The 12,862-nt window shown below is 69.9% G+C and carries 12 protein-coding genes; 8 read left to right on the forward strand and 4 right to left on the reverse strand.

Annotated elements, in window-relative coordinates:
• Positions 1 to 23: 23 nt before the first annotated feature.
• Positions 24 to 1,208 carry an iron-containing alcohol dehydrogenase gene (locus tag ACX9TP_RS36175; protein WP_482975209.1) on the reverse strand — a complete coding sequence of 395 codons (1,185 nt, stop codon included), beginning with the start codon at positions 1,206 to 1,208 and terminating at the stop codon, positions 24 to 26.
• Between the two features lie 23 nt (positions 1,209 to 1,231).
• The gene (locus tag ACX9TP_RS36180) at positions 1,232 to 2,692 is read right to left on the reverse strand and encodes a glutamine synthetase family protein (RefSeq protein ID WP_482975210.1); all 1,461 of its coding nucleotides are present in this window, start codon (positions 2,690 to 2,692) and stop codon (positions 1,232 to 1,234) included.
• A gap of 192 nt (positions 2,693 to 2,884) precedes the next feature.
• Here ACX9TP_RS36180 and ACX9TP_RS36185 point away from each other — a divergent pair, with 192 nt between their 5' ends.
• The 5 genes from ACX9TP_RS36185 (at position 2,885) to ACX9TP_RS36205 (ending at position 6,906) form a co-directional block, all read left to right on the forward strand.
• Positions 2,885 to 3,640 carry a glutamine amidotransferase gene (locus ACX9TP_RS36185; protein ID WP_482975211.1) on the forward strand — a complete coding sequence of 252 codons (756 nt, stop codon included), beginning with the start codon at positions 2,885 to 2,887 and terminating at the stop codon, positions 3,638 to 3,640.
• A gap of 17 nt (positions 3,641 to 3,657) precedes the next feature.
• The gene (locus ACX9TP_RS36190) at positions 3,658 to 4,155 is read left to right on the forward strand and encodes a hypothetical protein (protein ID WP_482975212.1); all 498 of its coding nucleotides are present in this window, start codon (positions 3,658 to 3,660) and stop codon (positions 4,153 to 4,155) included.
• A gap of 102 nt (positions 4,156 to 4,257) precedes the next feature.
• Entirely contained in the window at positions 4,258 to 5,061 is an 804-nt protein-coding gene (locus ACX9TP_RS36195) for an esterase/lipase family protein (RefSeq protein WP_482975213.1), read from the forward strand.
• Between the two features lie 15 nt (positions 5,062 to 5,076).
• Positions 5,077 to 5,535 carry a hypothetical protein gene (locus tag ACX9TP_RS36200; RefSeq protein ID WP_482975214.1) on the forward strand — a complete coding sequence of 153 codons (459 nt, stop codon included), beginning with the start codon at positions 5,077 to 5,079 and terminating at the stop codon, positions 5,533 to 5,535.
• Positions 5,536 to 5,679: 144 nt separating this feature from the next.
• Complete coding sequence (locus ACX9TP_RS36205; protein ID WP_482975215.1) at positions 5,680 to 6,906, forward strand: AI-2E family transporter; 1,227 nt, start codon at positions 5,680 to 5,682, stop codon at positions 6,904 to 6,906.
• A 30-nt stretch (positions 6,907 to 6,936) separates the two neighbouring features.
• Here the strand turns inward: ACX9TP_RS36205 and ACX9TP_RS36210 are convergent, their stop codons facing one another.
• Positions 6,937 to 7,263: a hypothetical protein gene (locus ACX9TP_RS36210; RefSeq protein WP_482975216.1), complete on the reverse strand. Its 327-nt coding sequence runs from the start codon at positions 7,261 to 7,263 to the stop codon at positions 6,937 to 6,939.
• 22 nt (positions 7,264 to 7,285) lie between these two features.
• Positions 7,286 to 8,905 carry a transcription termination factor Rho gene (gene rho, locus ACX9TP_RS36215; RefSeq protein WP_482975217.1) on the reverse strand — a complete coding sequence of 540 codons (1,620 nt, stop codon included), beginning with the start codon at positions 8,903 to 8,905 and terminating at the stop codon, positions 7,286 to 7,288.
• Positions 8,906 to 9,590: 685 nt separating this feature from the next.
• Between rho and ligA the strand changes: the two genes are divergently transcribed.
• Genes ligA through ACX9TP_RS36230 form a run of 3 tightly spaced genes read left to right on the forward strand, consistent with a single transcriptional unit; the run spans position 9,591 to position 12,355 of the window.
• Positions 9,591 to 11,615 (forward strand): NAD-dependent DNA ligase LigA, encoded by a 2,025-nt coding sequence (gene ligA / locus ACX9TP_RS36220; protein WP_482975218.1) that lies wholly within the window; start codon positions 9,591 to 9,593, stop codon positions 11,613 to 11,615.
• Between the two features lie 12 nt (positions 11,616 to 11,627).
• On the forward strand, positions 11,628 to 11,915 hold the full coding sequence (locus ACX9TP_RS36225; protein ID WP_482975219.1) for an acylphosphatase: 288 nt from the start codon (positions 11,628 to 11,630) through the stop codon (positions 11,913 to 11,915).
• Positions 11,912 to 12,355 (forward strand): DUF3052 family protein, encoded by a 444-nt coding sequence (locus ACX9TP_RS36230; protein ID WP_206725572.1) that lies wholly within the window; start codon positions 11,912 to 11,914, stop codon positions 12,353 to 12,355. The genes ACX9TP_RS36225 and ACX9TP_RS36230 overlap by 4 nt, the downstream gene beginning before the upstream one ends.
• Positions 12,356 to 12,862: the final 507 nt, after the last annotated feature.

Genomic DNA, 12,862 nt, shown 5'->3' on the forward strand with positions numbered 1-12,862 from the left:
TCCGACGTCGGTGAGCCCTGACGTCAGAAGGCTTCGCGGGCCATGGCCAGCAGGTCGGCCTCGGTCACCTTGCGCGGGTTGCCCTGGTGCGAGGCGTCCTGGAAGGCCTTGTCCGCGATTTTCGGCAGGTCCTTCTCCTGCACGCCCGCGTCGCGCAGCCGCGAGGGGATGCCGATGGCCGCGTTGAGCCGGCGCACCCGGTCGATGGCGTTGCTCGCGAGCACCTCCTCGCGCGCGTTGGACGTGTCCCCCATGGCCTGCGCCACCCGGGCCAGCCGCGCCGTGCACACCGCACGGTTGAACTCCATCACCACGGGCAGGACGATGGCGTTGGACAGGCCGTGGTGCACGCCGGAGATGGGCGTGAGCGCGTGCGCCAATGCGTGGCAGGCGCCCAGGCCCTTCTGGAAGGCCATGGCGCCCTCCATGGCGGCCACCATCATGTCCGTGCGCGCGGCCAGGTTGCTGCCCTCCTTCACCGCCGTCACCAGCGAGCGGCCCACGCGGTGGATGCCGTCGATGGCCACCGCGTCCGCCAGCGGGTGGAAGCCGTTGGCCAGGTACGCCTCCAGGCAGTGCGTGAAGGCGTCCATGCCCGTGGCCGCGGTGACGCCGGGAGGCAGCCCCAGTGTCAGCTCCGGGTCGCAGATGGCCGCGCGCGGCAGCAGGTGCGGGCTGAAAATCACCGTCTTGCGGCCGGTGTCCTCCAGCGTCACCACGCCCGAGCGCCCCACCTCCGAGCCCGTGCCCGCCGTGGTGGGAATGGCGATGAGCGGCGGCAAGTCATCACGCACGTACTGGTCGCCGCCCTTCGCGTCGTCATAGCGGCTGAGCGGCGGCTCGTGCGTGGTGAGCAGCTGCACCAGCTTGCCCGCGTCCAGCGCGCTGCCGCCGCCGAGGGCGACGATGCCGTCACAGCCGCCCTTGCGGTACGCCTCCAGGCCGGCGAAGACGTCGCGCTCGGTGGGGTTGGGCTCCACGCGGTCGAAGACGGCGCACTCCAGGCCCGCGCCCTTCATGACGTCGAGCACGCGCGCGGCCAGCCCCGCCTTCACCACGCCCGCGTCCGTCACCAGCAGCGGGCGCTTCATCTTCAGTCGCTGCGCCTGGGCGGGGAGCCGCTGCAGGGCGCCCGCGCCGAAGACGATGCGCGTGGGCCATGCCATCTCCGTGACACGGGGCTCGGTGGGGATGTCGAACGGCTTCATGACTGCTTCCTCCGTCGTGCTCATCAGATGAGCTCCAGGTAGCGCTCCAGCTCCCAGTTGGTGACGGCGCGCTCGTACTGGCGCACCTCCCACTCGCGCGTGCGCACGAAGTGGTCCACGAAGCCCTCGCCCAGAATCTCCCGCGCGCGCTCGCTGTTCTTCAGCAGCGCCACCGCGTCCCTCAGGTTGCGGGGAAGGGGCCGGGCGTCGGCCTCCGCATACGCATTGCTGTTGCACGCCGCGGGCGGCTCCACCTTGTTCCGGATGCCCCACAGGCCCGCGGCCAGGCTCACCGCCATGCCGATGTACGCGTTCATGTCCGCGGCGAGCTGCCGGTACTCAATCCGCATCGCCTTGGCGTTCTCACCGATGACGCGGATGGCGGTGGTGCGGTTCTCCAGGCCCCACGTCGCGGTGGTGGGCGCCCACGTGTTCTCCACGCTGCGCTTGTAGCTGTTGATGGTGGGCCAGTAGAGCGCCGTCAACTCCGGCATCAGCTCCAGCTGCCCGCCGATGTAGTGCCGCATCATCCGGCTCATGCCGTGCGGAGCGCCCTCCTCGTGGAAGAGGTTCTTCTCGCCCTTCAAGTCCCACAGCGACTGGTGCACGTGCCCCGAGCACCCCGGCAGCTTCGCGTTCACCTTCGCCATGAAGCACGCGGTGAGGCCGTGGCGGGCACAGATTTCCTTCACCACCGTCTTGAAGAGCGCGGCCTTGTCGGCGGACTTCTCGATGTCGTCGTAGCGGATGGCGGCCTCGAAGACACCCGGGCCCGTCTCCGTGTGGAAGCCCTCGATGTCGAGCCCGAAGCCGTTGCACCCGTCGATGAGCGCGTGCACCAGCGGCGCGTTCTGCGAGGTGCGCAGCCACGAGTAGCCGAACATGCCCGGCGTCAGCGGCGTCAGCTCCTGGAAGCCCTTCTCCCTCAGGCTCTGCGGCTGCTCCTTGAAGATGAAGAACTCGTACTCGGCGCCGAAGCGGGGCAGGTAGCCCAGCTCCCGCGCCTGCGCCGAAATCTTCTGCAGCAGCTGGCGCGGGCTGGCCTCGAACGGCGAGCCGTCCGGGTTGACGAAGTCCAGCAGGAAGGCCGCGGTGTCCGGCTCCCACGGAATGACGCGCCCGGTGGAGGTGTCCACCTTCGCGTGGGCGTCCGGGTAGCCGGTGTGCCAGCCCGTCACCTGGGTGTTGTCGAGCAGCTCGTCGCCCAAATCCCATCCGAAGACGACGTCGCAGAAGCCCAGCCCGCCCTTGGCGGCGCTGAGGAACTTCTCCAGGGAGATGTACTTGCCGCGCCAGACGCCGTCGATGTCGACCGCGCCCACCTTCACCTTCTTCACGCCCTTCTCGTCCAGCCAGCGGCGCAGGGTGTCCGTCCCGTTGGCGACACGGGAAACGCCGCCACGGGTGGGCTCGCGCTCCTTGGTGCGGGCCCTCCGGGCCATGGCTGGATGCGTGAGGACCTTCGCCTTGGGACGCGTCGGCATGGATTCATTCCTTCCAGCCACCGTGCCCGGTGGCCTCGTCGAGCGGACTGTCGATGTGCAACTTGAGGGCGGGAAGCCGAAGAGTGAGCGAGCAAGCGTCCATCATCGGGATGCCCCGGGTCACACAGGCGGCCCCCTCCCAATGCTCAGGAGCGGACACGCGTGGCACGAGACGTTAGGAACGAGGCACGGATGCGGCAACCTGCGACGGTGAAGAACGTCCTCTTGCTGAAAGCAGGCGACGCGGCCGAGTCCGTGCGCCTCTCGGTGGGCGACTACGAACGCTGGTTTCTGCAAACCATCGGACTGTCCGGCTACCACTTCGACATCCTCCACGTGCACCGAGACGCCCCGCTGCCCAGGAGCCCGGACGGCTACGACGCGGTGATGATGACGGGCTCTCCGCTCTCGGTGACGCAGCTGGCGCCGTGGATGGAGCGCGCCGCGGCCTTCATGATGGAGGCGGGCGAGCGCGGCACGCCGGTGCTCGGCGTGTGCTTCGGCCAGCAGCTGCTCGCGCATGCGTACGGCGGCCGCGTGGCCCGCAACCCGAACGGCCGGGAGACGGGCACCGTGGAGGTGGCCCTCACCGAGGAGGGCCGCAAGGACCCTCTCTTCGACGGGCTGCCCGAGCGCTTCGCCGTGCAGGCCACCCACGAGGACATCGTCACCCAGCTGCCCGAGGGCACGCGCGTCCTGGCGGGCAACGCCAACACGGCCGCGCAGGCGCTGGCCTTCCGGCCGAACGTGCGCGGCGTGCAGTTCCACCCGGAGGCCCCCGCCGACGCCATCCGCGCCATCATCCTGGCGAGGCAGGAGAGCCTGGAGCGGGACGCCGTCGCGAGAGGCGCCGCGCCGGGAGAGCGGGTGCCCCGGTTGCTCGCGGGAATCACTCCCACTCCCTCCGGGAGGCAAATCCTGGTGAACTTCCTCGAGCGCTTCACCTGACCCGCTCGAGGCCCCACTTGCCGCGTCCCGCACCCCTGCTCGTCCTCCTCGTCCTCCTCACCTCCGCCTGCTCGGGCGGAGACCTGTGCGCCCAGGCCCCGCGCTGCGACGACACGGAGGCCCTCAACTGCGAGAGTGCCTGCGCCGTGGGCCCCTGCTCCACCGGGCCCACCGTGCAGGACTGCGACGAGGGCGCCACCTGCACCGTCGTTCCCGGCAACCGCAACGACGCGCGCTTCTACCGCTCGCGCGCGGTGTGCGCGCTGGAGCTGACGGCATGCAGCCCGGCGGACGCGGGCGCTCCCGTGTGCGAGGGAAGCCGCATGGTACGGGGCTGCAGCGCCTACCTCCGCGACATCCGCGTCCCCTGCTCCCAGGCGGGCCTGTACTTCGCGCAGGTGCCGGCGTGCTGCCAGGGCGGCGATGGCGGCACGGACGCGGGGGCTCCGGACGGTGGGACGGGGGATGGTGGGATTTCCGACGGTGGCTCCCTCGGGGGCGACGCGGGACGTTGAGCATTCCGCGTTGCGCCGCGTCTCCGCGGAGGGCAGGCCGGCACGCACAGCACACGCTCCCTATCCTGCTCACATGCGGCGCCCCGAGCGCCCAGGTGAGACATGAATCCTCTCGTCCTGCGTTACCGCCGGTGGAAGCGCCAGCTTCGGGACCTCGCGGGCTATGTGCACCTGGACCCGAACGCCAACCGCGTCGTGCGGCGCACGGACTTCACGCACTGCCCCAAGCCGGTGCTGCTGCTGTACGGCTTCTTCAGCACCCGGCGCGTCTTCGAGGTGCTGGAGCACCGGCTGCGGCGTGACGGCTACTGCGTCTGGTCCATCCACCTGGGCGGGGCGATGGACCGCTTCAACACCTACGGCATCGACGTGCTGGCCCGGAAGGTGCGCGAGAAGGTGGAGCGCATGTACTCGCGCTTCCCCGGCATGGGGCCGCTCACCATCATCGGCCACTCGAAGGGCGGCCTCATCGGCAGCTATTACGTGAAGCGGCTGGGCGGAGACCAGCGCGTGCGCAGCCTGGTGACGCTGGGCACGCCGCACCGGGGCTCGCGGCTGGCGTACCTGGGCTGCGCGACGCTGGGCTGGTTCAGCCGCAGCATGTGGCAGCTCACGCCGGTATCCCCCTTCCTCAAGCAACTGCGGATGGGGGCCTTCCCGCGCGACGTGCGCCTGGTGTCCCTCTACTCGCGCGACGACGGGGTGACGCGCTGGCCCTCCGCCGTGGTGGACGTGGAGGGGCAGCCCAACGTCTTCAACGTGGAGGTGCCCGGCGTGGACCATGGCGAGCTGCTCACCAGGCGGGCGGTGTACGAGGTCATCCGCCGCGAGCTGGCCCTGGGCTATGGCGAGCCCGCGCCGGCCCCGGTGCTGCGCGCGCTGTCGCTGCCGGCCTCCGCGTCCTGAGGTAGAGAGGAAGGCATGCCGTCGCGCTGGGACCACCTCTTCGACCTCAAGCCCGTCACCCTGGTGGACCACCTCCTGGAGGAGGTGGCGAAGCTGCTGGCGAAGGACCTCCAGCAGTGGCCCCCACCCGTGCAGGAGCTGGACCTGGACACGGGCGGCAACTTCGCGCCCCTCTTCACCGAGCCCCGCCCGCGCCCCGCGCCCGCCGTCTACACGGAGGCCCTGCGGCTGACGCGCTGGGAGCTGGCGCACGAGGCGGACGCCTACGACGAGTACATGCGCAACAAGCGCTACCTGGAGCGGGGCCTGGGGCCGGACGACCGGCTGCCGCTGCTGTTCCTCAGTCGTTGGCTCACCGAGCAGATGACGGGGCTGGGCGAGGCCACCGGGGGCCGCGTCAAGCGCAAGCACATGCAGGACTGCCTGGACCGGCTGGAAGCGAAGCTCCGGTTCGTTGCAGCACCCAGCGCCTGAAGGACGCTGCGCCTGCCCGCCTGCCCTCGCGGGGCCGGCGCCGCTGTAGAGCTACAGGGACTCCGGATTGACGCGGGCGTGACGAGGGGCGGCCGGAGCGCGCCTGCTCTTGTCAGAGGGGAGGCACTGCCATAAGCCCGTGCCATGTTGCAGCCCCTGGACCCTTCTCCCGGCATCCGCACCCCGACGGACGAACGACGCAAGCGACTGCTCATCCTGGCGGCGCTGTGGCTGGCCATCACGGTGGCGCTGGTCGCCTTCCGCTCGGTGGTGATGCCGTTCGCCGGCGCGGCGCTCATCGCGTACCTCGTGCAGCCGCTCGTCGCGCGCATCACCCGCGTGAAGGTGGCGGGCCGGCCCGTGCCGCGCTGGGTGGCGATTCTCCTCATCTACGCCGGCTTCTTCGTGGGCGTGTACCTCTTCTTCGTCGCACTGGTGCCGCAGCTCTACCGCGAGCTGGCCCGCGTCAGCCGCGACGCCATGGCCTTCGCCAACACGCTCACCCCGGAGCACGTGCAGGAGCTGGCCCAGCGGGGGGAGACGTGGCTGAGCAACCGGGGCATCCCCGTGGCCCTCTCCACCCGCGCGCTGGAGGGCGCTGACGACGCGGCCCAGACGGGCCAGTTCAGCCTCGCGCTGGACCTGGAGCAGCTGCTGGGCGACACGGTGAAGCGCGCCTCGTCGCTGGTGCGAGAGAACCTGGGCGACATCGTCAGCGTGTCGCGCACCATCGTCGCCGGGGTGGCCGCGGGCGTCTTCATGCTGTTCTTCGTGCTGATGGTGGGCGCGTTCTTCTCCATCGACGCGCAGGCCATCCGCCGCTACGTCGGTACGCTGATTCCGCCCGAGTACACCCACGACGCGCGCCAGCTCGTCGAGCGCATCGACCGCTCCCTGGCGGGCGTGGTGCGCGGCCAGGTCACCATCTGCATCGTCAACGGCGCGCTCACCTTCGTGGGGCTGCTGGTGTTCGGCGTGAAGTTCGCGTTCCTGCTGGCCACCATCGCCACGCTCTTCAGCCTCATCCCCATCTTCGGCACCATCCTCAGCTCGGTGCCCATCGTCCTCATCGCGCTGGCGGACGACTTCCGGAAGGCCCTGGCGATTCTGGCGTGGATTGTCGGCATCCACGCGCTGGAGGCGTACTTCCTCAATCCGAAAATCATGGGCCAGGCCGCGCACCTGCACCCCGTCATCGTCGCCTTCTCCCTCATCGCCGGGGAGCGGCTCTTCGGACTGGTGGGCGCCCTCTTCGCCGTGCCCGTCGCGTCCATCCTCGTGGCGTGCTTCGACTACGCGCGCCTCAAGGCCCAGCCGGCGCCCGTGGTGGCAACGGCGGAGGCCGAGGCACCGCGGGCGCCCGCGGCCTGAGCGCGTCACGCCGGCCGGACCTTCAAGCCCTCACGGGCCCGAGGTACAGGCGGCGGAGCAGCGCGAGCCGCGGCAGACGGGGATGCAGCGGCCGCAGTCGATGGAGCCCGCCGGGCAGCCGCCCGTACACGAGATGCCGCCACAGCTCGGCCCTTCTGTCGCGTGGGTGACAGCGGTGCCGAGCCCACAGCAGGCGTCGGCCACGCAGTCGTCATCGGTGTAGCAGGTGGCGTTGGACAGCACCGGCGGAGGGTCCTCCGTCGGCGGGTCCAGGGTGCCCAGGTCGCACCCTGCCAGGGCTCCGAGTGTCATCCCCACGACAAGGGTGAGCAGGCGGACCAGCAGGGGGCGACGCATGGGCGCTCCTTTTTCCGGTGGCTTACCGGTTCATCGAGCCGAGGAAGTCGGCGTTCGACGGCGTCGGACGCATGTGCTTGAGCACAAATTCCATCGCGTCAATCGGCGTGAACGGGTGCAGCACCTGACGCAGGGCGGTGATGCGCACGAGGTCGCCCGGTGTCAACAGCAGCTCCTCCTTGCGCGTGCCGGACTTGTTGATGTCCAGCGTCGGGAAGATGCGCTTCTCCATCAGCTTCCGGTCCAGGACGATTTCGGAGTTACCGGTGCCCTTGAACTCCTCGAAGATGACCTCGTCCATGCGGCTGCCGGTGTCGATGAGCGCGGTGCCGATGATGGTCAGCGAGCCGCCCTCCTCGATGTTGCGCGCGGCGCCGAAGAAGCGCTTCGGCTTGTGGAGCGCGTTGGCGTCCACGCCGCCGGACAGAATCTTGCCGGACGCGGGCACCACCGTGTTGTAGGCGCGCGCCAGACGCGTGATCGAGTCCAGGAGGATGCAGACGTCGTACTTCTGCTCGACGAGGCGCTTGGCCTTGTCGATGACCATCTCCGCCACCTGCACGTGGCGCGTGGCGGGCTCGTCGAACGTCGAGGACACCACCTCGCCGCGCACGCTGCGCTCCATGTCCGTGACTTCCTCGGGGCGCTCGTCCACGAGCAGCACGATGAGGTACACGTCCGGGTGGTTGCGGCTGATGGCGTGCGCGATGTTCTGCAGCAGCACCGTCTTGCCGGCCTTGGGCGGCGCGACGATGAGGCAGCGCTGGCCCAGACCGATGGGGCAGAACATGTCGATGATGCGCGTGGTCATCTCCGACGACTCGTGCTCCAGCTTGAGCTTGCGCGTCGGATAGAGCGGCGTGAGGTTGTCGAACAGGATGCGCTCGCGCGCCGCGTCCGACATCGGGTCCGCGAAGTTGACCTTGTCCACCTTCTGGAGCGCGAAGAAGCGCTCGCCCTCGCGGGGCTGGCGGATGGGGCCCGTCACCGTGTCGCCGGGCCGCAGGTTGAAGCGGCGCACCTGCGACGGGGACACGTAGATGTCGTCCGGGCTGGGCTGGTAGTCGCTGTCCGCGCTGCGCAGGAAGCCGAAGCCGTCGCTGAGCAGCTCCAGCACGCCTTCCGCGTGGACCTCGAAGCGCTTGTCGGCGATGCCGCCCAGGAGCGCGAAGATGAGGTCCTGCTTCTTCAGGCCCTGGTAGCCCTCGATGCCCGTGTCGTGGGCCATCTTCGCCAGGTCCGTGATCTTCATCCGCTTCAGGTCGTTCAGCTTGATGACCTGCATCGGCGCGCCGTCACGCGTGACTTCCGTGAAGGCAGGGGCCTCGGGGGCCTCTGGAGGAGGCGCCAGCGTGGCGGCCGGCTGCTCCTCGTCGCCACCGGACAGGCGCGCCTCCTGGATGTCGTCGTCGCGCACGGGGCGGGAAATGGGGGTGAGCACCGGGCGGGGCGGCTCGGGGGCCGCCTCGGGCTCGGCCGCGACGTCGTCGTCGCGGCGGGTGCGCCGGGCACGGGCGGGCTTCTCCGTGTCGTCGCGGTCGGCCGTCTTCGCGGCGCGCTTGCGGCGAGGCTTCTCCACGTCGGCCTCCACGGCGACCTCGGTGGCGGCAACCTTCTCTCTCGAAGTACGGGCTTTACGCATGTCTGTAACGCTTGGGGAGGAGCGGGGCGACCGAGGCGTCGGACGGGGGAAATGCTGCGGAAATGTCCGCGGCCCTCGGAAGCACCTTCCAGGAGGACGGCCCCGCCGGAATCCCTGAACGGGACTGCGCGGGCGTGAGCCTGTTGGTTGGGAGAGACGGCGCCGTTGAAACTCCTGCGCCATGAACCGCCGGGGGACGTTATTGACCCCCTCCGGACCTGTCAAGGCATCCTTGCTGTCCGGGGTCCCTCTCTTCCTGATGACCAACAGGAGAGCGGGGCCGGCACATTTCCGGGACGGGGCCCCCGCCTGCATGTCACGGCCCGTCGCGGAAGCAAGGACCCCGCGGGTTGCCGCACGGCGCCCCCCGCAGGGGAAGGCAACGCGCCGCTCCGCCCTCCCCTTCCCCACCCGCCCTGGCCGGGCCTCCCGTCCGCCCCGGCCGGCCCGTCTCCATGGGTTCTTCACCGCGGCGGTGCGCCACCCCGAGCGGCGCACCGGAGCCGCCACGGCCCCCGCGTCCTACTTCACGGGTGGGCATCGCGGACCGGCTCCCGCGCATCGTGGGAAGAGTGGCGCAAGGACATCACGTCATGTCGGTGAGGCGCTCTAGATTGCGCGGACACCGGAGGCCGGCGCGTGGCGTCCCCTCTGGTGGTGGGATTTGAGGTAAGGACCGCACATCGTGGACGACTTCCAGAAAGCCGAAGCCCGAGCCCGCGAGCTCCGCCATGAGCTGGCGCACCACAACTACCGCTACTACGTGCTCGACTCGCCGGAGATCAGCGACGCGCAGTACGACAAGCTGATGCGCGAGCTGCAGGGGCTGGAGGAGAAGCACCCCACCCTGCAGACGCCGGACTCGCCCACCCAGCGCGTGGGCGGCGCGGCGGTGGACGAGTTCGGGGAGGTGGTCCACCGCGTCCCCATGCTCTCGCTGGCCAACATCTTCGACGACGAGGGCCTGCAGGAGTTCGACGAGCGCATCCGCAAGCTGGTGGGGCTGCCCTCCGTCACCTACGTGTGCGAGCCGAAGCTCGACGGCCTGGCCATCTCCCTGCGCTACGAGAAGGGCGTCTTCATCCAGGGCGCCACGCGCGGCGACGGCACCACCGGCGAGGACGTCACCGCCAACCTGCGCACCGTGCGCAGCCTGCCCATGGAGCTGCTCCCGCAGGGCGGCGTGAAGGTGCCCGGGCTGCTCGAGGTGCGCGGCGAGGTCTTCATCCGCAAGGCGGACTTCAAGAAGCTCAACGACAAGCGCGAGGAGGAGGGCGAGCCGCTCTTCGCCAACCCGCGCAACGCCGCCGCGGGCAGCCTCCGTCAGCTGGACCCGAAGGAGACGGCCGCGCGCCCGCTGTCCATCTACCTCTACGAGTGCGTCCCCGGCGACGGCGTGCCCGACTTCAAGTCGCACATCGAGAAGCTGGAGTACCTCAAGACGCTCGGCCTGCCCATCAACCGCTACGTCCGCGCCGAGGGCATCGACGGCGTGCGCAAGGCGCATGACGACTCCCTCCAGGGCCGCCACGAGCTGCCCTTCGAGGTGGACGGCATGGTGGTGAAGGTGGACGACGGGGACCTGCGCCGCCGCCTGGGCCAGGTCTCCAAGAGTCCGCGCTGGGCGGTGGCGTACAAGTTCCCCCCGGAGGAGGAGTCCACCCTGGTGGAGGACATCGGCATCCAGGTGGGCCGCACGGGCGCGCTGACGCCGGTGGCGCACCTCAAGCCGGTGAAGGTGGGCGGCGTCACCGTGGCGCGCGCCACGCTGCACAACGAAGACGAGCTGCGCCGCAAGGACGTGCGCCGGGGCGACACCGTCTTCGTGCGCCGCGCCGGAGACGTGATTCCGGAAATCGTCTCCGTGGTGCCGTCCAAGCGGCCCGAGGACTCCAAGCCCTTCGAGTTCCCGAAGCACTGCCCGGTGTGCGGCGCGGTGGCGGTGAAGGACGAGGACGGGGCCATCATCCGCTGCACCGGCGCCTCGTGCCCCGCGCAGCTGGTGGAGAAGATCCGCCACTTCGCCAGCCGCATCGCGATGGACATCGAAGGCCTGGGCGACAAGCTGGCCGCGCAGCTGGTGGCCACCGGCACGGTGAAGACCTTCGCGGACCTGTACGCGCTCACGAAGGAGAAGCTCCTGACGCTGGAGCGCATGGGCGACAAGAGCGCGGACAACCTGCTGGCGTCGGTGGAGCACTCCAAGCAGTCCACGCAGCGCCGCTTCCTCTATTCGCTGGGCATCCGCCACGTGGGGGACGCCACGGCCAAGGCCCTGGCCGAGGCCTTCCCGGACGTGCGCCAGCTGTTCACCGCCAGCCTGGACGAAATCACCCGAGTGAAGGACGTGGGCCCCGTCATGGCCCAGGTCATCCACGCCTTCTTCCAGGAGCCGCAGAACCGCGAGGCGGTGGAGGCCCTGCTGCGTGCGGGCGTCTCCCCGGCCCCCCCGCAGGTGGCCACCGGAGGCCCCTTCGTGGGAAAGACGGTGGTGCTCACCGGGGCCATGACGGGCATGACGCGCGAGCAGGCGAAGGAAGAAGTCGAACGGCGTGGTGGCAAGGTGGCGGGAAGTGTCTCGCGCAAGACCGATTTTCTCGTTGCCGGCGACGATGCCGGTAGCAAGCTGAAGAAGGCCCAGGAACTCGGGGTAAGAATCCTGGACGAGCAGGCGTTCCTGCAGCTGTTGCAGGCCAACGCCAGAGGGTGAGGTCTGGGGTCCATGAGTGGCGCGCGGCGAGTCACGCTGCGAATCGAGGGCAAGGTGCAGGGCGTCTTCTTCCGGGAAAGCGCCCGCATCGAAGCCTCGCGCCTGGGCCTCACCGGCTGGGTGCGCAACCGCTCCGACGGCGCCGTGGAGGCCGTGGCGGAGGGCGCGCCGGGCGTGCTGGAAGAGTTCACCCGGTGGTGTCATCGCGGTCCGCAGCAGGCGCGCGTCACGGACGTGGCGCGCACGGACGGCGAGGCCACCGGCGAGTTCAGTCAATTCATCGTGGAGCGCACGTCATGACGCCCTACGCGCTGGCATCCCTGCCGGCCATGCTGGGCATCCGGGCCGGGTCCAAGGTCTCCGTCATCAACCCGCCGCGGGGCTTCGTGCAGAAGCTCAACCCGCTGCCGGATGGGGTGGAGTTCCTCATCACCGCGCAGACAGGCCTGGATGTCATCCTCTTCTTCACCTCGGACGCCCAGGAATTGGTGCAGCGGCTTCCGGCCCTGGCGCGCGCCATGGCGCTCACCGGCGGCATCTGGGTGTGCTGGCCCGGCGGCGAGGGCGTCAAGACGAGCCTCTCCGAGGACTTCGTCCGCCACGCGGCCCTGGATATCGGCCTGGTGGACAACAAAATCTGCCTCATCGACGCCACCTGGACGGGCTTGAGGCTGGTGCGCCGGCCCCGCGGGCGGCTGGACAAACCCGAAGGCCGCAAGCAGGCCCCGGCCCAGGCCTGAAGCCCGGCCGGGCAGGCGCCCATCATCTGCCAGACAGTGGATGGAAGCCGTTTCTCGGCTTTACACCACGGGCAGGGGGTGGAAAACTCTCCGTGTTTCTGGACGGTTGTATGACGCCCCGCGTTGTCGGGGGTCATGTCCGGTAGGGATTTTGACGGGTTGCGTCTCCGGTCTCCTCCGGGCGCGCCGGCTGCACCGAGGCTCCAGTCGCCCCCCCAAGGTGGCCCCAGACGGGCACCGACCGGGTGCGGATAGAAGAGCGGGTGGCCCGCACGTGGTGGAGGGACTCGAGCGCGTGTGAAGACAAGGCCCCGCCCGGTACGGTGCCGGTCGCAATGCGGGGCGACATGAACTCGGAGGAGCAGGCGGTGGTCCCCTCGGTCCTCGACAGTGCGACACGAACCCTACCCGGACAGTCCGGGCGGGGCCGGTTCGTCGGAGGTCCGCCGGAGGCCGCCTCTCCCTTCGCAGCGTGCTCGGAGGCGCGGCGTCTTGCCGCCTCCCGTC

This window comes from Pyxidicoccus sp. M15 (genome assembly GCF_056858435.1).